This is a genomic window from Ignavibacteriales bacterium (assembly GCA_026390815.1).
In the GTDB taxonomy this organism is placed as follows: Bacteria; Bacteroidota; Ignavibacteria; order Ignavibacteriales; family SURF-24; genus JAPLFH01.
This window is the reverse complement of the sequence record JAPLFH010000032.1, coordinates 13,960-36,448: the sequence shown is the minus strand read 5'-3', so window position 1 is coordinate 36,448 and position 22,489 is coordinate 13,960. Positions and strand designations below refer to the sequence as shown.

The window sequence follows — 22,489 nt, the reverse complement described above, 5'->3', positions numbered from 1 at the left end:
ATTTTCAAATTTTATAAAATATTTACGCGAAAGAATCAAAAAGTGAAGAGTAAAATAATTTTGAAATTTTGCAATCCTGCAATTTTGCAATAAGGATAAAATGAATTCAGCAATTAAAATAGAAAACCTTAAAAAAAGTTTTGGGGAAGTTAAGGCAATAAACGGAATATCCTTGGATGTAGAAAGTGGAGAGATGTTTGGCTTAGTTGGACCAGATGGCGCTGGAAAAACAACTACGATCAGAATATTGTGCAGCTTGCTAACACAGGATGAAGGGAACATAGAAATTCTTGGTATGGATTTGAAAAAAAATAAAAGTAAAATTAAAAATCAAATTGGTTACCTTTCACAAAAGTTTAGTCTTTATGGAGATTTGACGGTTGATGAGAACATAGAATTTTTTGCAGACATTCACGGTGTAAAAAATTACAAAGAAAGAAGGAACGAACTGCTTGAGTTTACAAGGTTAACTCCATTCCGCACACGGCTTGCCGGAAAACTATCGGGCGGAATGAAACAGAAACTTGCATTAGCCTGCACGCTTATTCATAAACCGAGCATTATTTTTCTTGATGAACCAACTACTGGTGTGGATCCGGTCTCGCGCCGCGACTTCTGGAAAATTCTTGCAAGTTTGTTAAAAGAAGGAATTACAATTTTTATGTCTACACCTTATCTTGATGAAGCCGAACGTTGCAACCGCGTTGCACTTATGAACAAAGGGGAAATTATCAGCTTCGATACTCCACAAAAAGTAAAATCGGCTCTTGATAAAGATGTGGTTGAAATTGTATGTAATCCTATTAGAGCGGCATATGCCATCATCAAAGAAAAGACGGATTTTGAAGTACAGATGTTTGGGGACCGGTTAAATGTTGTTGTAGATAACTGTAAAAACGATTGCAGCGCTTTGGAAAAACTTCTGACGGAAAATAATATTTCAGTAATGGATGTTAGATCTATTACACCTTCGCTGGAAAATGTTTTTATGCACCTGATTAAAGAAGCAAATTAGATTAAAGAATTATTGCAGGATTAAAATATTATTATTGATTCACTTGAACAAAGAAAATGAAATTTGAGGAAAATGGAAAATGAAAAAGTTGATCATTTTAAATATGTTTTTAGCGATTGGATTATTTGCCCAGGCACAAAAATTTACCTTAAAGGAAAGTATTGAACTGGGTTTAAAGAACAGCAAGGATTTGAAAATTTCCCGCTCCAAAGTTGTTAGTACCGATGCTAAAATAACTGAAACAACATCGCAGCTTTTGCCGCAGTTAAAATTCCAGGCTGGATATTCACGGTTAAGTGATATTCCTCCCTTTGAAGTTAAAGTACCATTCTCCCCAACTCCAATAAGATTGTCTGACGTAATATTAAATAATTACACAATGAAGTTATCGCTTCAGCAGCCTCTGTTCACAGGATTTAGATTAACATCCATTCGCAGTGCTGCCAAACTAAATAATCAGGCAACTGAACTGGAATTGATAAAAGATATAAATGAAGCAGCTTTCAAGATTCAAACTGCATTCTGGAATTATTATAAAGCTCAGCAGCAAATAGATTATATCAATGAAAACCTTGTTCAAACAGAAAAACATTTGCAGGATACGAAAAACTTTTTAGAGAATGAGTTGGTTACAAAGAATGATATGTTAAAGCTCGAAGTCCAATATTCCAATACAAAATTAATGCAGATTGATGGACAGAATAATTTAGATATTGCGCGAATGGTATTTAACCAGGCGCTTGGTATTCCTCTTGAAACGCCAACGGAAATTGATATAAAAGATATTAATTCTGAGCAGGCAAATTATAAATTGGATGATCTTTTTCAGGAAGCTAAAGAAAACAGAAATGAATTGAAAGCAATGCAGTATCGCCTGGAAGCAAGCGAAAATGGAATTACTGCGGCTAATTCTGGTTGGTTTCCATCGATTTATCTCTCCGGAAATTTTTATTACAACCGACCAAATCAACGCATTTTACCAACACAGGATAAATTCAAAGATACCTGGGATGTTGGTGTGGCACTTAACTGGGATTTGTGGAATTGGGGATTCACTTCATCCCAAACTGCACAGGCAGAACAAACAAAGATTCAAACAGAAACTTCTCTTGCACAATTAAATGAAGCGGTGGAGATTGAAGTATATCAGAATTATTTAACTTATCAACGTGCAGCAGAAAAAATTTCTGTTAGCAGAACAAGTCTTGAACAAGCAAAAGAGAATTACAGATCGATAAAAGAAAAATACAATGCTCAGTTGGCAACCAGCACTGATTTGATCGATGCTGAAGCGTCGGTTCTTCTAGCAGAAACAAACAACAATACGGCATTGGTGGATTACCAGTTAGCAAAGTCCAGGTTAGAAAAATCAGTTGGAAGAAAAATTTATTAAATAGAAGACAGAAGTCAGAAGGCAGAATTAAAAGCGTATATACTTGAAATAACTTGGTTTTCAGTTCCTTTAAATAAGTTATGCTTTATGGAGATGCAGGGTATAAGGATATAAAGGTATAATGGTATAAAGCATGGATATTTACCTTATGCCCTATACCCTATACCAGTATACCTATTTTAGGAAAACCACTTTTCATTTAGTATATGCATATTCGAAAGCAATATTAAATCAAGCAGGGAATGTGGAAAATGAATAAATTATTTTCTAACAGACTCCTTACTTCTGTCTCCTGGCTTCTTCAAAAATTAAAAGGATAATTAATTAACGAATGTATTCAATTGAAATAAAAAACCTAACAAAGAAATTCGGCAAGTTCATCTCGGTTGATAATATTTCCTTTAATGTTAAGGAGGGTGAAATATTTGGATTCCTTGGTGCAAACGGCGCTGGTAAATCTACAACAATAAGAATGCTGTGCGGAATTATAGAACCAACCAGCGGAGATGCTTTGGTTGGCGGGTACAGCATTAAAAAAGAACCCGATATGGTTAAGAAAAATATCGGTTATATGTCTCAGCGTTTTTCACTTTATAATGATCTTACAGTTGAGGAAAACATTAATTTTTTTGGTGGAGTTTATGGTTTATATAATCACAAGCTGAATGAAAGAAAAAAATGGGTTCTTAAGGTCGCAAATCTTGAAGGAAAAGAAAACACATTAACCGCTTCATTACCCGGTGGAATAAAACAGAGACTCGCTCTTGGTACCGCAGTTATTCATCAACCAAAAATTGTTTTTCTTGATGAGCCTACAAGCGGAGTTGATCCAATTTCCAGAAGAAATTTCTGGGATCTGATTAACGATCTTTCTGCCGAAGGAACAACTGTATTTGTTACAACGCATTATCTTGAAGAAGCAGAATTCTGTAATAATATTATTTTAATTAATGCCGGTAAATTGATAGCCGAAGGAAATTCAAAAGAATTAAAAACAAATTATCTGAAAGGAACAATACTGCAAGTTGAATGTGATAAACCGGTGGCTGCACTTGAGATTCTTGAGAAAGAAAATTTTGTTGATGAAGTTTCTATCTTCGGCAACAATATCCATCTGGCTGTTAATGAAGGGTATATTGATGAAAGGCAGATTTTTGATGTCCTGCTGCTTAATTCAATTTCCACAAAACGGGTGGATAAAATTGTTCCAACACTTGAAGATGTTTTTATTCACCTTTTAGAAAAGGATAGCAAATAACACCAACCTTCAAGGTTCTTAAAACCTTGAAGGTTCTATTGGGACAAAAAATATGGAAAGCCCAAAATATTATCATATGAACACTTATCATCATCTTTATAACCAGGGTGTAAACAAGGATAAAATATTTAGTGATAAAAGTGATTATGTGTATTTCTTAAGAAAGATGGTGGAGTATAAATTAAAATATTCCGTGAAAATACTTTGTTATTGTTTAATGCCAAATCATTTTCATTTGTTTGTAAAACAGATTACCACTGAGCATGAAATCGGAAAGTTTATTGGAGATTTAACCAACGCTTACACTAAAGGAACAAATAAAAGGTATGGAAGAACGGGGGTTTTATTTCAAGGACGAACAAAAAGTAAATTAATAATAGATAAAAACCATTACATAACACTTTTCAAATATATTGTAAATAATCCAGTTAGATCCGGTTTAGTATACTTGCCAGAAGACTGGGAATATTCTTCAGCAAAAGAATATTTTTCTTATTCATCTATAGTAACAGATACATCTGAAATACTAAAGATATTTGACAAGGTCGCGGATTTTAAGAATCTCCTTATTCAGAAAGAAGAAAGATTTGATTATTCAATTTTATTTTAACTAAAAAAAGACAATAATCTTCGAGGTTTGTTGAACCTCGAAGGTTGTAAGGGAAAACATGTTTAATAGAATTAAAGCAATAGCAAAAAAAGAAATAAGGCAACTTAAAAGAGATGTTAGGATGCTGATGGTACTCTTTCTGTTTCCAGTTTTACTGCTGGTAATTTTTGGCTATGCTATAAATTTCGATGTTCATCATATTAAAGTTGCAATTTATGACAAAGATAAATCTTCCAACTCCCGTGAATTTATAAATGCATTAACAAGCTCAAATTATTTTGATTTGGTTGGTTCCCTAAATAACGACTATCAGATAAAGGAATATCTTGACGGGCAGAAAGCACAATGCGTGATTGTGGTTTCAAAAGAAACATCGCACGATATTTATTCCAAAAACGATACTAAAGTGCAGGTTTTAGTTGATGGAGTAAATGGAAACACTGCAACTATTATAATGAATTATATGAATGCTGCAACACGGGATTACTCGCAAAAATTTTCTAAAGAGTACTTGGCAGTAACCGGAAAAAGTTCTTATGTACCAATTGATTTACAACCGGTTTTTTGGTTCAATCCCGATTTGAAGTCAACAACATTTCTTATTCCAGGCTTAATTGCAATGATTATGATAATAACTTCTGTCATTTCAATTTCACTTTCTATTGTTAGAGAAAAAGAACAAGGAACAATTGAACAAATAAATGTGTCACCGGTTAATGCCATCGAGTTGATGATTGGTAAAACTATTCCTTATGCAATAACTTCTTTAATGATAGCCGGGATGATTTTGATAGCAGGATATTTTTTATTTGGAATAGTAATTAAAGGAAGCATATTACTTCTTTTCATTACAATGTTGATTTTCATTTTCGCTTCTTTAAGTTTAGGTATTTTTGTTTCTACTATTGCCGAATCTCAGCAAGTTGCATTTCAAATGGCAACGCTTATTTCAATGCTGCCATCTTTTATACTGTCCGGATTTATTTTTCCAATAGAGAGCATGCCGGTAGTAGTCCAGATTTTTACAAACATTACTCCGGCAAAATTTTTTATTGTTATTCTAAGAGATATATTAATTAAAGGAGTGGGGCTTGAAGCGTTTTGGCAACAGGTTATTTACTTAATCATTTTCTCAACCATATTTTTAGGATTAGCAACAATCAGATATAAGAAATCTACAAATGCTTAGTTATGCATCATCATTCTAAAGTTAGGAGATAATTTTGAAAACGATATTTGCAATTTTAATAAAAGAATTTATACAAGTTAAACGCGATCCTAAATTATTTGGAATCATTTTTCTGGCACCGGTGCTTCAATTGTTACTGCTGGGGTATGCTGCAACCATGGATGTAAATACAGTTAATACAGTTGTATATGATCAGGATAAATCCGAAACAAGCCGGCAGTTTGTTCGAAGTCTTGAAGGCTCCGGATATTTTGCTGTTGATTACTTTGCTGATAACTATGAACAAGTAACAGATCTTATCAATAAGGGAAAAGCAGTTGCTGCTTTAGTAATTCCTAAAGATTTTGAGAATAAAATAAACAGAAGGGAAACAACACAGCTCCAGGCAATATTTGATGGTTCTGATGGAAACAAAGCTTCCATTGCATTGGGGTATGTTCAGGCAATTACAATTGGTTTTTCAAAAAATATATTACTCGATATTCAGGATAAGAGCGGAAGAAAAGGTTTACTTGTTGGTTCGTTAACCCCGGAAGTTAGGATTTGGTACAATCCCGATTTGAAGACACGTAATTTTATGGTACCAAGCATTATGGGATTAATTCTTATGGTAATTACAACCATTCTTATGTCGATGGCTGTTGTTAAAGAAAGAGAAATTGGAACACTTGAACAGTTAATTGTAACTCCTATTAAACCTTACCAGTTAATAATCGGAAAGCTAATTCCGTTTGTTATCATCGGTTTTATTGATGTACTTATCGTTACCACAATTATGGTTTTCTGGTTCAATATTGGAATCCGGGGTAGTTTTTTCTTTTTAATGTTTACATCCCTATTATTTGTTTTGTCTACTTTAGGATTAGGATTATTTGTTTCCACAATTTCTAAAACACAACAACAGGCAATGATGGTAGCACAGTTTGGCATCCTTATGCCAATGATATATCTATCCGGTTTTGCATTCCCAATTGAGAACATGCCGCAGGTTATTCAATGGATAACTTACGTTATTCCTCTTAAGTATTATATTACAATTCTTCGTGGAATAGTTCTTAAAGGAATTGGCTTTTCCGATCTCTGGTTGGATACTTTAATACTTTTCTTAATGGGAATTGCAATTCTTATAGCAAGCTCTTTAAGGTTTAAAAAGAAATTAGAATAGAATAGTAATTTAGAAAAGGGGATAGGAGCATTAAAATTTATTTGGTACCTGCTCTTGTCCTCAATCTCTCGTCACTCACCCTCGCCTCGTGTTTTCTTCCAAAATCTTACTGCTCATTTTTGGTATTAAACTATTTTTACTTTTTTCGATAATCATATTGAAGCAGGATTATAAATGTCGTTAGAAATTTTTGCTAAAAATATTTGTCCTGCTTTCAATGTTCTCCTTAAAATTTATTTGTCTAAAAGCACAATTATTGTTGAATAAATTTTGTTAATAAGATAGGAGCAGCGTACAACCAAAAGAAAGAATATTTGTAAGGGAAAAGCGAAATGAAAAAACTAACATTAGATACATTTTTATCATCGGCAACTGATTATGAAATGAGTCAATATCAGTTGCTTGGAACCTTGAAGAATTATTCAGAACAATTGCATAAAAACAAGGTATACCCTGCTCTTTCAGAACTTATTGAAATGGAAGAATTGCTTGATGGTATTATAAAAGAAAAAACTAAACTGGAAATTATTTTCCCGCAGCTAACACCAAATACTTCGCTGGCAAAGGAAAAAGATTTTCCGGATGATTCCGCGATTGCAAATGATGTTAACCAGGTCTTTGATTTTGTAAATTGGGCTCATCCGCAAATTTTGGAAATTATTACTGAAGGAAAGGCAATTTATAGTTTTGTTAAACAGAATATACAGATTGAAGAAATTGGATTGATACCGCTTTATAAAAATGAAGGATACTTTTTTATAACTAATCAAAAAAATGATTCTGAACAGATTTACCGTTACGAAATTCCTTTTATTTCTCTTGATACAAATTCTTCATCACTAATGAGAGTTTCTTTAATTCAATCTTTATGGAAAAATGATGTTGAACAAGAATCACTAAGTTCTATTAAATTAAATTTGATAAAAGAATATGATACGTTGCCAAATCCGGCAACATTTAATATGGTTTGCGATCTTGATTTTCCGTTTGAAGAAACAATTTTACCAATTGCAAAAAGAAGATTAGCAAAAAAATTGGCGGTGTAGAGTTTCTCCTCCTTATTATTAGCTTCAGCCTGAATTGAATTTCCTTATCGGGTTGGAGTTTTTTTATTTTAAAAAAATTCCCGTCCTAATTAATTGGGTGGGAATTAAATAACAATTTCTATTCTATTACATTACCATTGCCATCAATGTATTTTATTTCGTAACCTAATTCCTTTACTGGACCTTCAATCTTTGCTTTATCTCCAACTATTACCCAAACCAATTTATCAGGAAAAACAACTTTCTTAGCTGCGTTTGTAAGATCACTGATTGATAAATTCTTAACAACATTAATATAATTAGAGTAATAATCGTCCGGCAGATTGTACATAAGAATATTTGAAATTGAACCACCTACGGCGCCCATAGTTTCCCAGGAACTGTCGCTGTAAAGTTTGATTCAGTTTTATACTTAATTTCACTTATTCCAAAGTATTTGTAGAATTTAAATTTGTATTAAATCAAAGAAACCCAAAAAAAATTTTCGTTATTTAATCCACTTTAACCGATTCTTTTACGGAATAAATGATTTTTATTTCATAAATTCCGTTGTAAAATTGAATTAAGGGAAATAATGAATGATATAATTACTAACGAAGAATTACTAAAAGAAATAAAACTGCTTAACAAAGAAAACGAGGATCTGAAAGAGCAAAATGCCAACAAAGACAAGTTCTTCTTTACATTGGCTCATGATCTAAGAAGTCCTTTTCAAGCGCTACTTGGTTTGTCCGAAATTCTTACAACAGAATTAAATACATTAAATAAGGAAGAAATATTCCGGTTCAGTTCCGAACTTAATAAGTCCATACATAATCAATATGATTTGCTTACAAATATTCTGGATTGGGCACGAATTAAAACCGGCAAGATTGATTTTAATCCCAAACCGATCGACATTTATGAAAATGTGAAGAAAATTTTATTATTGTTTCAATCTAAAGCTTCTAAAAAGGAAATCAAATTTATAGCTGATATAAATAAAGACACCTTTGTTAATGCGGATGAAAATATGTTTGCAGCAATACTAGGGAATCTTATATCTAATGCAATTAAGTTCAGCAATAAAGGCGGAATTGCTAAAATTGCAATGAAGGTAATTAATGAAAATGTGGTAATTTCTGTTATAGATGAAGGTGTTGGAATGGATAATGAAATGATTTGTAAAATCAATAACTTTGATTCCAAATTTTCTACTATTGGTACTGCCGGTGAGAGAGGAACGGGGTTGGGACTTTTGATAACAAATGATTTATTACTATTACACAATAGTAAACTAATTTTGGAAAGTGAGCCGAATAGAGGAACAAAATTCTCCTTTATGTTACCAAAAGGTTAAAATATTTCCATCCAAAGTTTGGTTGGATCTTTATAATAATTTTCTCTTTGATTATATTGAAAATAGTTTATTGTTCTAAATCCAAAAAGAAGTGAACTAGAAATGCAACCATTAATTCCAAAATCTGAAGTGAGAAAATTAGTTTTAGAGAAAAAACGAAACATATCCCCGCAGGATGTTAATATTAAAACTGATAAAATAATTCAAAGGCTTTCTTCTGCGGATGATTTTGTTTACGCCAAGAAAATCCATATTTATATATCCAACAAACCTGGCGAAGTGGATACAAAGAAAATAATTAACTTTGCTGCTGGATGGGGAAAACAAATTTTTTTACCAAAACTTCACAAAGAAGCTAAATTATTCAAACGCTTTCAATTTACAGGTTGGGATAACCTGGTGGAAAATCGTGATGGATATTTAGAACCGCAAGTTGGCTACGATGAGGATCTATCCGATATCGATTTAATATTTGTTCCGGCTACCGCAGTTTCACTTTTAGGTCAGCGTGTTGGTTCCGGCGGTGGATATTATGACCGACTTTTAATTAATTCATTCGCAACTAAATATGTAGTTGCATTCGAATTTCAACTTTTTGACAGCATTGAAACTGACCGCCACGATGTTAGAGTTGATAAAATAATTACTGAGCGAAGAACTATTAACACCAGGGAGGCTTATAAGCTTAGTTTTGTTTAACAATGTAGTTGAAAGTAGATCAAGAGGAAGATCAGGATTGAAATCAAAATTGGAAGAATAACTTGGTTTATACTTAGTACGAACAGATTATAACTAACACTTCATTTTACGATCACTTTATTACTAAAATTTTTAGAAGTTGATATAATATTTTATGGAAGAAAATAATTTACCCGAAGAATCTAATTCCGAATTTGATGAAGATGCGTCGCAAAAAATTTCAGAAGAAAATAAATTAGTTCAACCAAAAAGATTGTTCAGATCACGAACTAACAAAATTATTTTTGGAGTTTGTGGCGGTCTTGCAGATTACTTTAATTTAGATCCGATAATCTTCCAGTTGTTTTTTATTCTTAGTTTAATTTTAGGTGGATGGGGAATTGTAATTTATTTTATCCTTTCTATTGTACTGCAAACAGCGCCGTACTCTAATTACCAGACGAATGATTTAACTGCTTCCGTGAATGTGGAGAATGTGAAAATTCTATTCTCAGCTTTTTTAATATTGCTGGGCACGTACCTTCTACTTTTACACTTTGGCTTATCAAACCATTTCAGTTTCTTTGGGATAAGACAACAGGTAATAGTTCCGGCTTTTTTAGTTGTTGTGGTTATTATTTTGTCTCTTCGCTTTGATTTTTCTTTTTCTGAAGTAATTCAACCATCGGGTTTGTTTAGATCATCACAAAACAAAATGATTGCCGGAGTTTGCCTTGGTTTTGCCGAATATATAAATGTTCCGGTATTAAGTGTAAGAATTTATTGGGTTGCTCTTTCAGTATTAACGCTTGGTGTTGGAGTAATCATTTATCTATTAATGGTGTTTGTTGTCCCAATTAAAAATGGTAGTAACAATGCAGAATAAAAGCAGCCAATCAATTATTAAATTAATTATTGTGTTAATCGGGTTTGCATACTTACTTAAATTAATTGGAGCAATCAGAATAAGTAATACCGGATTCTTTTCATATGCTTTTTTGGTTTATGGTATTGTGTCTGTTTACTTTTCTTTTAACACAAACAGAAAAGGATTCCTGTTTTTTAATACTTCGGCTTTTATGGTTGGTGTACTTTTATTTGTTCTGGAAAATTATACGATCAAGTTTCCAGCACCGCTTATTTTGCCAGCTATAATATTTGTGCTGGGATCTTGTTTTTTAATTTTATATCTCGATAATTATTCTAATGTAATAATTCTTTATTGTTCACTAACGCTTTTATTCTTTGCGGTCTTTATTATTTACCTTTCTAAAAATTATACTGTACGCGGATCACTTTCCACACTTGGGAATTTATTCCTTGAGTATTATCCGGTTTTAATAATTCTTACAGGAGTAATAGGTTTGTTGAACAGAAAGAATACGTCTATTAAATAACTAACTTCGCACAGTTTTTCTTTTATTAAACGTTCTCGATCATAATCAGTAACTTGCTCTTTCTCTTTCTATCTGTTTCCTTTTGTTGTTTGTTGAAATGTGGTTGATAAATACTGAATTCCCAGTGGAGTTAATGCTCCTTCACCTTCTTCAATAGTAACTACAAACGATTCTATTTCTCCCTGGGGTATTTCCGGTATTTGACTTACAGGCAAATATTCTACTGTTCTTCTTGGTTTATAAGTGCCAAGTGAGTAAGCCGAACCTTTGCTCATTAACCAAAGCTGATAATATTGTTTTGGTTGAAGTAAAGGCATGTTGTATAATTGAAGTAATCCTTCTTTTGCCTGGTAGTCAATTACAAGTTTTCCAAATCCTGTTGGATTGCTAACTGTGCCATTAAGATTAATTGTCCAGATATCTTTAGAGCCAAGGATGGAAAGTATTCTTTGAATTTTATTCAACCGGCTAATCTCACTATTTACAGCAACAATTTCACCATTTAGTGAGGCAATCTGTTTTCTGTTGGATTGGACTTCTTTGTTCATTAAATAGTAAACTATTCCAGCCGCACTTAATGAAAGTAAAAACAGAATTACAATAAGCAATATCAAACCAAGTTTACTTTCCTTTTGGGGTTTTGGAAGAACTAACTCCAGATTACCGGCAGGCAGGGGTTCATATAACATTTTTTTTACAGGCTTTTCACTCTCAACAAAATCAACATCTTTTATGGATGGTAATTCTTCAATTTCTTCTTCAATCCTTTCCTGCAATTCTTTAAATTGAATTTCATCAACAAGAGCTTTCTCGTAACTTCTTTCAGCTTCAGGTGCTTCTTCTATTTCCTTTTTACTTTGCGAAACTTCCTCAATAATCTCCGGCTCAATTTGTTTTTCTAATTCCGGAGGCACAATCGTTATTGATTTTTTCCTTTCCTTTATTTCTTCTCTGAACTTATAAAGTTTTTGAGCAACTTTATCTTTGATGTTTAGTTGAGGATATTCCAGTTCCAATATTGCCGGTAAAAGACTTATTACGTTTTGTAGCTCGCCAAGCTCTACTGTATTGAACTCAGCAGATTCCGGGTGATTGAGGAACAACCGCAATTCGTTATCATCAAGGCATCCTGCCGCAAACGCATGAATTAAATCATTTAGGTTATTTTCTTCCATGTTAACTACTCTTTTTCCTTTATCAGGTTGTCTCTCAAATTATTCAATGCAATTTTTATTTTGCTTTTAACTGTTGGTAAAGGAATTTTTAATTTATCGGCAATCCCCTTTTGTGTGTATCCTTCATAATAAGAAAGATGTATTACATATTTTTGTGCATCAGTAAGTTTGCTCAATGCTCTTTCAATATTGCTTTTTATTCTAAAAGCGGTATCAAGATCCAGGCTGTCTATTTGGTCAGATAGCTTTGGAATGATAAAATTATCTTCATATTCATCATTGTAAGGTTCGGTAAACTGGTTTGGAGAATTGTTTCTTCTTAAATAATCGGTTGCTTTATTTCTTGAAAGGGTAACTAACCACGCATAAGTATTTTCTGAAGAGAAATTAAATTTATCAATTTTCTTCCAGAGTATTTCAAAAACATCCACCAATATTTCCGCAGCTACTCTATCATTTGAAACAATTTTTTTTATCAAGGTAAATAGCAGTGGCGAATATCGATCGTAAAGAGTTTCAAGCGCTTTAGAATCATTAGCGGCAATATTTTTGAAAAGATCAATTTCGGTTAGGGATGAGTTTTGGTTCAAGGTGGTTTCTTATTTTTTGTTTGTATTACTTTAATTGTAAAACTATAATTATAGTTTGTAAAAATCAAATAGAAGATTCACTCGCCATTATAATAAGATAAAAGTGGAAATGCGACTGGAATAATAATCATCATTCCAGTACTCCAGTCTTTAAATAATAAGTCGCCTTACGCAAAGAATTGTAATTGTCATATTGAGCGGAGCGAAATATCTCAAACCAGTTTGAAATCGAGATATCGAGATTCTTCACTCCGTTCAGAATTACAATTTTGCGTAAGGTGACATAATAACTACAAACTAAAATCATCAGAGTGTAACAGTCATTTCCAGGGCAACGCTAATAAAGCATTTTAAAATAACATTTGTGTTTGCTGGTGTCGCGTTTTGAACTTCAAGTTCAGCGGTAAAACTTATTGTATCGAAAAGAGCACTGTTACTTAAATAAGAATTTATAGCGTCAATTTCAGTTTGTGTTAGATCAAGATCTTTGGCTTGCACCCCCAGATAATCGTTTGGTTTAAAACCTGTTAATGTTTTTGTAAATAACGGTATTCCGGTTGCAGTTTTAAGAGTAAGAATTATATTCCCCTGAAGTGCAGGCACATTATTTTCCGTAACGCAAAACGCAGCCGCTTTATACTTTAACTTCTTTATTTTATCCTTATTATCCTGGTATAATTGAGAATCACCAAGTTTAAATGTTTCCGATTGTTTCGGGATATTATTAGTATTTCCAGAAACAGTAAAGTTGCGTTCGATAGATAAGTTTTGCACTAACTCATCGAAAGCATCTAAAATACAGCCATTGAAATAAAAAGCTGCTGCTGTTACTAAAGCTAAAGTTGATAGTAATTTATATTTTTTCATGTTTCCTCTCCTCATTAAAATTCAAAAGTTAAACCGGCAGAAGCTACCGATTGTGAACCTAAACTATAATCAGCATTTATTACAAGGAATGCAAGGCTGAACGTACCGCCAACTGTAAGTCTAACAGAATTATCTCCATCAACATCAGCGGAAACTTTCCTGTCCTTTTGCAGTAAAGGATTAGCGCTTTTAGGATCTCCTTTTATATTATATTCAAACTTAAGCTTAGAAGACTCATATTGCAAACCACCGTAGAGAGTGAACATACTAAATGTTTTGCTTACTTGACCGCTAAAAGCAAAATGAGTAGAAGTAACCAGGTCTTGCACGCTAAAATTGTTATATAAAACCTGAACAGCAATATCAACCGGAAGCAACGGAATGTATTGACTGATACTGTGTTTTAATCCCACACCAATGAGATCTATTTTAGTGTCTTTTATTTTTAATGGTACATATCTAAGTAGCAATTCCGTTCCCATAAAACTAACAGTTGCCTGGGGAAAAATAAAAGGAATAGTGGATTCATTAATTCCATTTGGATATGTAATAAATCCACCGGGACCTGAATATATCCCGCCTTCGTTACCAAAGAAAGTTGCAGTTTCATCTTTACCCGTGGTTGATTTATAGCCATCAGGAAGATTGGGCATAAATGTTTTTTGTTTATCAGGAATCATCATGATCATTCCTCTTATACCAATAGAAAATCCAAAGATTTTTGGAATGCTTGCACTATGAAATGCACCCGTATTCATCGCTATGCCAAGTGAAGTAACAAGTGGTTTACCAAACTGTTTTATCTCATTTTCGTCAATATAACCAAAATGGTCGTCTACCTGCGAAAACAAAGTTTTGGTAAATAATAAAGACAGAAAAATAACCAGAGATATTTTTTTCATAAAGTTCCCTCATAATTATTATTTGTGAAGCATATTAATATTATTTGAGGATAAATCAAAGAAGAAAAAACAATTGGAAAAAGTTAAAATTGAAGTAATGTATATCTTATCGCAAAAAAAATAAAAAACCCGGCTCCATTAAACCGGGTTAAAATGAATTGGAAGATTGGCTAATCACATAAAGTAGCTTATATCACCTGCACCATGTCTTACAATTTCAGGATTGTCTGTGCTTAAATCTATTATACTGGATGGCTGCCCTTGCAAATTTCCACTTGCTAACATTAAATCTACCTGGGTATTAAATATCATTTTAATTTCAAGAGCATCGTACAACACTTCTCCTTTTCTGCTTGTAACACTTGTGCTAACAATAGGGTTACCAAGTTCCCTGGTTAATGTTAAGGCGACATTATGTTTTGGAATTCTGATTCCAACCGTTTGTCTTTTAGTCCAAAGTTTTTTAGGAATTTCTCGCGCTGCCGGTAAAATAAATGTGTAAGGACCTGGTAGTAAATGCTTCATACTTTTATAAGCATAGTCCGAAACTTTTGCATACTTTGCAATATCTTTTAAATTTGGGATTACAAAGCTAAAAAGTTTTGTGCCGGAATCCTGTTTGATTGCAAATACTCTTTCTAAAGCGTTTTTGTTGAATATATCGCAGCCGATGCCATAGACTGTATCGGTTGGATAGATTATTACACCTCCTTCTTTTAATACTTCTACTGCCTTGTTAATGTACCTCATCTGAGGCGTTACCGGATGCAGTTCGTAATATTCCATACATCACTCCTTTGCCTTTAGTTTTTTTAAATGGTTAGCTATTTGAGAAATGAGGCTTGATCGGTAATTTCATTCTATAAATCCAACATTAATAATTTACCTTAGTAGAAAGATAACATACCTAATGAAATTGTCAATGGAATTTTTTTGGTGAAAAAAAATATTGATTGAAAACAAAAGCATTTCTATTATATTTCTCCAATTAAATATTGGAATTTATTTTGGTGAATAGTAAAAAATTATCTAAACAAGTTATTATACTCGGCTTAGTAAGCTTGTTTACGGATATAGCAAGTGAAATGCTCTATCCAATTACTCCCATTTTTCTTACAGCGGTTCTCGGTACTTCTATGGCTGCAGTTGGGTTGATTGAAGGCATTGCAGAGGTTACCGCAGGTTTTCTTAAAGGATATTTTGGAAAGCTATCAGATAAAGTTGGTAAGCGCTCAATTTTTGTAGTTTTTGGTTATGCAATATCTGCTATAGTAAAACCGCTGCCTGGAATTTTTCCTTATTTCTCAACTGTTTTAGTCTCAAGAGTATCTGATAGAATTGGTAAAGGAATTAGAACCGCTCCACGTGATGCTTTGCTTGCAAGTTATTCAGATGGAAATTCCGGTGCAGTATTTGGTTTTCATAGGGGAATGGACACTCTTGGCGCTGCTATTGGACCGGTACTTTCATTAATACTTCTTGCACTTTATCCCGGAAACTTTAGCTTGATTTTTTTAGTTGCATTCATTCCATCCTTTTTTGCTGTCGCATTTACATTTACTGTTAAAGATAAACCAACTTCTATTAAGACAAAACGATCAAATCATTATTCGGTATTTTGGAAAGAAGCGCCAAAGCAATATCGTACTTTGATAATTCTTCTCACTTTATTTTCACTTGTAAATAGCAGCGATGTTTTTTTGATTTTGAAGTCGAGAGATATTTCACAATCAAACACTCTGGCAATCGTAGGTTACATTTTTTACAACATAGTTTATGCAGCTTCCTCATATCCCGCAGGATTGATTTCCGATAAACTTGGTAAGAGAAATGTTTTTGTGTTTGGCATGTTAATTTTCTCGCTTGTTTATTTTGGGTTCGGGTTGTCTCAAAATTTTGTTCTTATGTGGGTTCTCTTTGCTCTTTATGGAATTTACGCAGCATCAACAGAAGGAATTGCAAAAGCGTGGGTGTCAGATTTAATTCCCGATGAACAACGTGGTACGGCAATCGGTTTACTAACAATGCTATCAAGTTTTGCGGTTATGATCGGTTCAATCTTAACTGGATTTCTCTGGGATAAATTTGGTTCGGCTATTCCATTTTATATCTCATCAGCAGTAAGTTTTATTTTAGCAATAATATTATTTGCACTACGCAAAAAGTAAAATTCTTTTAGTGGAAGAGTTGCTAAGTACATTACTAAATCTTTTTTTCCCATTTTCCATTTTCCATTTTCCATTTTCCATTTCCCATTTCCCATTTCCCATTTCCCAATTTCCATCAACCATCTTTTTCCTTTTCAAATCACTTTTTCGTATTTTTATTGCAACTCTTTCTTAATTAAGAATTGTTGAATGAAAGAAAAAAAAATAGCTGTAGTTGCTGTAAGTGGAGGAATGGATAGCTGTGTTACTGCTGCCATCGCCAATGAAAATTACGAATTAGCTTTTGCTCATATAAATTATGGACAGCGTACCGAAAAGAGAGAACTAAAATCTTTCAACGATGTTGCTGATTTTTACAATGTTAAAAATAAATTAGTAATTGATTATACACATCTCTCAAAAATTGGCGGATCTTCTCTTACAGATAAAAGAATTGAAGTATCCAAAGCTGATTTAAGCAATAAAGAAATCCCAACTTCATACGTTCCATTCAGAAACGCAAATATTCTTTCAGCTTGTGTAAGCTGGGCGGAAGTAATTGGAGCGACAGCAGTTTTTATTGGTGCGATTTTCGAAGATTCATCCGGGTACCCCGATTGCCGTCCTGATTTTTTTAATGCTTTTGAGAAGATGGTTGATCTTGGTACAAAACCGGATACAAAAATTAAAATTGAAACTCCAATAATTCTTCTTTCCAAAAAGGAAATTGTTCTGAGAGGAATTGAATTAAAAGCACCGCTTCATCTTACCTGGTCTTGTTATCAAAATGAAGATGAAGCATGTGGAGTTTGCGATAGTTGTGCATTACGATTGAGAGGATTTCAACAAGCTGGTATTGAAGATCCAATCATTTATAAATTTAAACCTGATTATTTTAAGGAGAACTGATGAAAGAAAAATATAAATTGCTTGAAACGTTTGAGAACCAATATTCGGACAGGGATTACACAATTATTCATGAAGCACCGGAGTTCACATCTCTTTGCCCAAAGACCGGGCAGCCCGATTTTGCAAATATTATCCTGGAATATATTCCGGATAAACTTTGCGTGGAGCTCAAATCATATAAAATCTATCTGCAATCTTTTCGCAATGATGGTATTTATTATGAAAGTGTAACAAACAAAATCTTGGATGATCTTGTAAAGGTTCTTAAACCAAGATACATGCTTCTTACTGCCGAGTTTAATGTTCGCGGTGGAATTTCATCTGTAATTGAAGTGGAATATGCAAAAGACTGATTTGAAAAATATTCTGGCAACAAATCCAAGTTGGATGCTAACAAAAATTTTTAGTTTAATTTTACTCCACCGGGAATAGGGGATTGAGTAATCTTTCTTTATTCAAATAACAATTTAATATCAATAATTATTCTCGGAGATTAAAATGGCTAAGAAATTACTTAAAAGATCCTGGGCGGAAAATTTTAAAATAAAAGTTGTCGAACCAATCAAAATGACAACTAAAGAATACCGCCAGAAAGCTGCTAAAGAAGCTGGTTATAATACTTTTTTACTAAAATCTGAAGATGTTTACATTGATTTGCTGACTGACAGCGGTACTAATGCAATGAGCGATTACCAGTGGGCGGGAATGATGATTGGTGATGAAGCATATGCCGGCAGTAGAAATTTCTATTACTTATGGGATAATGTAAAAAAGTATTATGGTTATCCTTACTTTGTTCCAACACATCAGGGAAGAGCAGCCGAACATATAATTTCAAAAATATTAATTAAACCAGGGGATTATATTCCTGGCAATATGTATTTTACAACTACCAGACTACATCAGGAATTAGCCGGAGCAACCTTTGTAGATGTTATTATCGATGAAGCTCATAATCCACAAAGCACACACATTTTCAAAGGTAATATTGATCTTAAAAAATTGGACAAACTTGTTAAAGAAGTTGGAGCAAAGAAAATTCCTTATATAAGTATTGCTGGACCGGTAAATATGGCGGGCGGACAGCCTGTTTCTATGGCTAATATTCTTGAAGTAAAAGAATATTGTAAAAAGAATGGAATTGCCATGTGGCTGGATGCTACACGCGCAGTTGAAAACGCTTACTTTATAAAATTACGCGAGAAAGGTTACGCAGAAAAAACGGTTGCGCATATCTTAAAAGAAATGTGTTCCCACTTTGAAGGTATTTGGGTTAGTGCTAAAAAAGATTTAATGGTAAACATCGGAGGATTTTTAGCAACAAGAAATAAAAAAGTGTATGAGGAATCGAGAAACTTAGTTGTTGTTTACGAAGGATTACATACTTACGGTGGATTAGCCGGAAGAGATATGGAAGCTATGGCACGGGGAATTGAAGAAATGGTTGACTTCGATACGATAAAAGCAAGAGTTGGACAGGTTGAGTACCTTGGGAAAAAACTTATTGAATATAATGTGCCGATAGTTCTGCCAATAGGTGGGCATGGAATTTTCCTTGATGCAAAAAGATTTTTGCCTCATATTAAACAATCGGAATTCCCGGCTCAAACATTAACGAATGAGATTTATGTTGATTCCGGTGTTCGCGCAATGGAACGAGGAGTAGTTTCTTCCGGAAGAAATAAAGTAACCGGAGATCATAATTATCCAAAACTTGAACTGGTTAGGTTAACATTCCCAAGGAGAGTTTATACTCAAGCTCATATTGATGTTACCCACGAATCCATTGTTCAGGTTTATGAAGACAGGAAGAAAATAAAAGGTTTGAAGATGGTGTACGAACCAAAGTATCTTCGTTTCTTCCAGGCAAGATTTGAAAAACTTTAATTGATTAAGTAATAGAAATTTCTGATAATTTCAATATGTCATTCCTGCGAAAGCTTGCCTACTGGTAAGCAGGCAGGAATCCATTGATTTTATTTTAGATTCCCACTCCTGCCTACTGCTGGCAGGTTCGTGGGAATGACACTCAACTTATTATTGATTTTTCAGAAGTTTCTAATAACTATTTACTTACTCCCGATTTTTTAACGGCTTAGAAAATTGAAATTTATTTTTTAGGATTAATGTTTTACTAAATTCAAAGAGACGAGATTCCCCTCGCCTCTGGAATTATAATACAAAGAAATTTTATTATGCCTAAATCTGCAACCATAAAAAAGAATTTTATTAAAGATCGGGAGAAGAGTTTTAAAGATCCTGAGCTGTTGAAAGATTCTTTTAAGTTTTGTGTCGCGTACAGTCTTTTAGTTGAAGAGTACATATTTAAAATATTCGAAGGACAGAAATTCAATTTTGTTATTGCGTCAGTCGGCAGTTTTAGCAGAAGAGAGCTTTCACCAAACTCCGATATTGATTTAATGTTTATTGTTGAATCGATTGAAGAGAATGTTGATCCGATACAAAAATGTATTCATCAGTTGTGGGATTGCGGTATAGAAGTATCTCACACGGTACGGGATTTTACAGACATCGATAAATACCTTGCAGATGATTTACATGCTTTCACTCAATTTTTTGAAACACGTTTGTTGTTAGGCGATGAAAAAATTTATAACAAATGGCAAACGCAGTTATTTGATTGTCTTGATGAAAAAAATCAACCTGCTTTAATCTTTCAATTTTTTGAAGATACTCAAAAGCGATATCAAAAGTATGGCAGCTCTTCAAAAATGCTTGAACCAAATGTAAAATATTCTGCCGGCGGCTTGCGCGATTTGCAAGCGGTAGAATGGATTTATTCATTGAAGAATAAAATTTCTTTAACCAGCCAGAATGAAATAACCCAGACGGAAAACTTTTTTAATATTCTTCGCGGAAAGAAACACGCTTCACAAAAGGAATATAAAAAAGTGCTGGAGAGTTATAAATTTATTCTGCATATCCGTAACCTGATGCACCTTTTAACTAAGCAAAGGAATGACCGGCTGGAATTCACTTCCCAGGAAAAAATAGCGCATCATTTAAGTTACAAAGGAAAATCATCCGTTGTTAATTTTATGCAAAGCTACTTTGATGCTTCCAATAGAATTAGCCGGTTCTTTAAAACAATGACACGCAGGATTGAAGAAGAAATTACAGATCCGCTTTCCCAGTTTTTAGCAATTCAACTTGACGAAGATTTTTTTCTTAAAGGAAATAGTCTTTCCATCGTTAATAATAGAGAACTTTCTCTTTCGGATATATTAAGACTATTTTATTATCGTGGTTTGCACAACGGCAGATTTGATGAAAATCTTCGCTCGCTTGTAATTGAATGTGTAGAGCATCTTGAAAATTCTGAATTAGATGAATCCGAATCTTCAGTTTTCTTTAGAGAAATTTTAAGACTGCCCAAAAATGTTGGGGAAACTCTTTTTCATATGAATGAATTGGGTGTTTTAAGTTTGGTGCTGCCGGAATATAAAGAGTTGAATGGATTTTTCCAACCTGGAGTTTACCACAATTTTACGGCTGATGAACATACTATTGTAGCAATCTCAAATGTAGAAAATCTTGTTAAGCAGGAAACTCAGCTTGGTAGACTTTTTACTGGGTTGAAAGAAAGAGAAATTCTTTTTCTTGCCATTCTCTTCCACGATATTGCTAAACCAATTAGTGTATCCGGTCACGAAATTCTTGGTGCCGAGATTGCATCTTCTGAAATGTATCGTATGGGTTATGAGGAGGAAGAAGTTGACCAGGTAAAATTTCTCGTAGCAAATCATTTGGTAATGGAGCAGGTTGCTTTCCGTAGAAATCTTAACGATCCTGAAACATTAAATAACTTCACCTCAAAATTTAATTCCGTATTGCAATTGGATCTACTTTATCTTGTTACTTATGCAGATCTTTCGGCAGTTAATCCAGTTGTTTGGACCGAATGGAAAAGCAATTTGCTGGATGAATTATTTCGTAAAACCCGCGCCATGCTGGAAGAACAAGTATCCGGCGAAGAACTTCTCTATTCAAGCATTATCAAGTTTCCTCAAGCTATAGGTGAAATGAACGCCTCACTTCAGGATCATATTGATTCTATTAATGATATGAGCTATACGCAAGTTTTTACTGAAGATGAAATCGCCCTACATTTAGAAGAAATTGAAAAAGGATCAAATATCTCCACCTTCTTTAAGGAATTAAATACTTTTACAAATATTACCATCATTGCTAAAGATGCTCCGATGCTGCTTTCAAAATTGTGCGGTGTTCTTTCTATAAATGATTTGAACATCCACGATGCAAGAATATTTACACGTAAGGATGGAGTTGTAATAGATAGTTTTGCAGTAACAGATTTTAGAACTCATAAACTTGTAGAGCCTGAAAGGTATGATAAAATAAGCAAGGATCTGAATGCCGTTATGGATGGTTCTCTTCAGCTTTTACAGGAATTTACAAAACTGAAATCCAAATGGTGGAGAATTGAAAATAAATTCTTCAAGCGGTCTGGTAAGGTGAAAGTAGTTTTTGAAGAACATGAAAAATTTTCGATACTGGATATTTTTTCTCCGGACAGATTAGGTTTGCTTTACCAGATTACAAGAAAAATGGGCGAACTTGGTCTATCAATTTTCTTTGCAAAAATTTCCACAAAAGCTGATGATGTAGTTGATTCATTTTATCTTCTGGATCGTAACGGAAAAAAAGTTTCTCCAAATGATTACGAGTTTATTAAAGCTGAACTGACAGCAGCGATTGAACAAATTTTATAAATTGATTTATAGAAATTATTATTGATGGAGAAATTTTTCAGACCATCATTCATTC

General features: G+C 33.4%; 23 protein-coding genes. 16 read left to right on the top strand and 7 right to left on the bottom strand.

Annotation, left to right across the window (positions count from 1 at the left end; genetic code table 11):
• Window positions 1-100: 100 nt before the first annotated feature.
• The 7 genes from NTX22_09670 (at window position 101) to NTX22_09640 (ending at window position 7,676) form a co-directional block, all read left to right on the top strand.
• Window positions 101-1,015, top strand: coding sequence for an ABC transporter ATP-binding protein (locus tag NTX22_09670; GenBank protein ID MCX6150780.1), 915 nt, complete (start codon window positions 101-103; stop codon window positions 1,013-1,015).
• 79 nt (window positions 1,016-1,094) lie between these two features.
• Window positions 1,095-2,408 (top strand): TolC family protein, encoded by a 1,314-nt coding sequence (locus NTX22_09665; GenBank protein ID MCX6150779.1) that lies wholly within the window; start codon window positions 1,095-1,097, stop codon window positions 2,406-2,408.
• Window positions 2,409-2,739: 331 nt separating this feature from the next.
• A complete protein-coding gene (locus NTX22_09660; GenBank protein ID MCX6150778.1) occupies window positions 2,740-3,666 on the top strand; it encodes an ABC transporter ATP-binding protein in 927 nt (308 codons plus the stop codon).
• A gap of 52 nt (window positions 3,667-3,718) precedes the next feature.
• On the top strand, window positions 3,719-4,276 hold the full coding sequence (locus tag NTX22_09655) for a transposase (protein MCX6150777.1): 558 nt from the start codon (window positions 3,719-3,721) through the stop codon (window positions 4,274-4,276).
• A gap of 58 nt (window positions 4,277-4,334) precedes the next feature.
• A complete protein-coding gene (locus tag NTX22_09650) occupies window positions 4,335-5,465 on the top strand; it encodes an ABC transporter permease (GenBank protein ID MCX6150776.1) in 1,131 nt (376 codons plus the stop codon).
• 34 nt (window positions 5,466-5,499) lie between these two features.
• The gene (locus tag NTX22_09645; GenBank protein ID MCX6150775.1) at window positions 5,500-6,630 is read left to right on the top strand and encodes an ABC transporter permease; all 1,131 of its coding nucleotides are present in this window, start codon (window positions 5,500-5,502) and stop codon (window positions 6,628-6,630) included.
• A gap of 332 nt (window positions 6,631-6,962) precedes the next feature.
• The gene (locus tag NTX22_09640) at window positions 6,963-7,676 is read left to right on the top strand and encodes a hypothetical protein (GenBank protein MCX6150774.1); all 714 of its coding nucleotides are present in this window, start codon (window positions 6,963-6,965) and stop codon (window positions 7,674-7,676) included.
• Window positions 7,677-7,794: 118 nt separating this feature from the next.
• Here the strand turns inward: NTX22_09640 and NTX22_09635 are convergent, their stop codons facing one another.
• Entirely contained in the window at window positions 7,795-8,043 is a 249-nt protein-coding gene (locus NTX22_09635; GenBank protein MCX6150773.1) for a hypothetical protein, read from the bottom strand.
• A gap of 207 nt (window positions 8,044-8,250) precedes the next feature.
• Here NTX22_09635 and NTX22_09630 point away from each other — a divergent pair, with 207 nt between their 5' ends.
• The 4 genes from NTX22_09630 (at window position 8,251) to NTX22_09615 (ending at window position 11,090) form a co-directional block, all read left to right on the top strand.
• Window positions 8,251-9,015 carry a HAMP domain-containing sensor histidine kinase gene (locus tag NTX22_09630; GenBank protein MCX6150772.1) on the top strand — a complete coding sequence of 255 codons (765 nt, stop codon included), beginning with the start codon at window positions 8,251-8,253 and terminating at the stop codon, window positions 9,013-9,015.
• A 102-nt stretch (window positions 9,016-9,117) separates the two neighbouring features.
• Window positions 9,118-9,714: a 5-formyltetrahydrofolate cyclo-ligase gene (locus tag NTX22_09625; protein ID MCX6150771.1), complete on the top strand. Its 597-nt coding sequence runs from the start codon at window positions 9,118-9,120 to the stop codon at window positions 9,712-9,714.
• Between the two features lie 154 nt (window positions 9,715-9,868).
• Window positions 9,869-10,579 (top strand): PspC domain-containing protein, encoded by a 711-nt coding sequence (locus tag NTX22_09620; GenBank protein ID MCX6150770.1) that lies wholly within the window; start codon window positions 9,869-9,871, stop codon window positions 10,577-10,579.
• The gene (locus NTX22_09615; GenBank protein ID MCX6150769.1) at window positions 10,569-11,090 is read left to right on the top strand and encodes a hypothetical protein; all 522 of its coding nucleotides are present in this window, start codon (window positions 10,569-10,571) and stop codon (window positions 11,088-11,090) included. Before NTX22_09620 ends, NTX22_09615 begins: the two co-directional genes overlap by 11 nt.
• 68 nt (window positions 11,091-11,158) lie before the next feature.
• Here the strand turns inward: NTX22_09615 and NTX22_09610 are convergent, their stop codons facing one another.
• The 5 genes from NTX22_09610 to NTX22_09590 form a co-directional block, all read right to left on the bottom strand.
• A complete protein-coding gene (locus NTX22_09610) occupies window positions 11,159-12,265 on the bottom strand; it encodes an anti-sigma factor (GenBank protein MCX6150768.1) in 1,107 nt (368 codons plus the stop codon).
• A gap of 5 nt (window positions 12,266-12,270) precedes the next feature.
• The gene (locus NTX22_09605; GenBank protein ID MCX6150767.1) at window positions 12,271-12,855 is read right to left on the bottom strand and encodes a sigma-70 family RNA polymerase sigma factor; all 585 of its coding nucleotides are present in this window, start codon (window positions 12,853-12,855) and stop codon (window positions 12,271-12,273) included.
• 306 nt (window positions 12,856-13,161) lie between these two features.
• Window positions 13,162-13,722 (bottom strand): hypothetical protein, encoded by a 561-nt coding sequence (locus NTX22_09600; protein ID MCX6150766.1) that lies wholly within the window; start codon window positions 13,720-13,722, stop codon window positions 13,162-13,164.
• A 14-nt stretch (window positions 13,723-13,736) separates the two neighbouring features.
• A complete protein-coding gene (locus NTX22_09595) occupies window positions 13,737-14,624 on the bottom strand; it encodes a hypothetical protein (protein ID MCX6150765.1) in 888 nt (295 codons plus the stop codon).
• A gap of 174 nt (window positions 14,625-14,798) precedes the next feature.
• Window positions 14,799-15,410: an L-threonylcarbamoyladenylate synthase gene (locus NTX22_09590; GenBank protein ID MCX6150764.1), complete on the bottom strand. Its 612-nt coding sequence runs from the start codon at window positions 15,408-15,410 to the stop codon at window positions 14,799-14,801.
• Window positions 15,411-15,634: 224 nt separating this feature from the next.
• On the opposite strand from NTX22_09590, the gene NTX22_09585 reads away from it, so the two are divergent.
• Window positions 15,635-16,792, top strand: coding sequence for an MFS transporter (locus NTX22_09585; protein ID MCX6150763.1), 1,158 nt, complete (start codon window positions 15,635-15,637; stop codon window positions 16,790-16,792).
• On the opposite strand, the gene NTX22_09580 is transcribed toward NTX22_09585, so the two are convergent.
• Window positions 16,778-16,930 carry a hypothetical protein gene (locus tag NTX22_09580; GenBank protein MCX6150762.1) on the bottom strand — a complete coding sequence of 51 codons (153 nt, stop codon included), beginning with the start codon at window positions 16,928-16,930 and terminating at the stop codon, window positions 16,778-16,780. The two genes, NTX22_09585 and NTX22_09580, sit on opposite strands and share 15 nt — an antisense overlap.
• A gap of 51 nt (window positions 16,931-16,981) precedes the next feature.
• On the opposite strand from NTX22_09580, the gene queC reads away from it, so the two are divergent.
• The 4 genes from queC to NTX22_09560 all read left to right on the top strand — a co-directional run bounded on the left by queC (window position 16,982) and on the right by NTX22_09560 (window position 22,434).
• Complete coding sequence (gene queC / locus NTX22_09575; protein ID MCX6150761.1) at window positions 16,982-17,680, top strand: 7-cyano-7-deazaguanine synthase QueC; 699 nt, start codon at window positions 16,982-16,984, stop codon at window positions 17,678-17,680.
• Window positions 17,680-18,033: a preQ(1) synthase gene (gene queF, locus NTX22_09570; GenBank protein MCX6150760.1), complete on the top strand. Its 354-nt coding sequence runs from the start codon at window positions 17,680-17,682 to the stop codon at window positions 18,031-18,033. The genes queC and queF overlap by 1 nt, the downstream gene beginning before the upstream one ends.
• A gap of 145 nt (window positions 18,034-18,178) precedes the next feature.
• Window positions 18,179-19,567, top strand: coding sequence for a tyrosine phenol-lyase (locus NTX22_09565; protein MCX6150759.1), 1,389 nt, complete (start codon window positions 18,179-18,181; stop codon window positions 19,565-19,567).
• A 308-nt stretch (window positions 19,568-19,875) separates the two neighbouring features.
• On the top strand, window positions 19,876-22,434 hold the full coding sequence (locus tag NTX22_09560; GenBank protein MCX6150758.1) for an HD domain-containing protein: 2,559 nt from the start codon (window positions 19,876-19,878) through the stop codon (window positions 22,432-22,434).
• Window positions 22,435-22,489 lie beyond the last annotated feature (55 nt).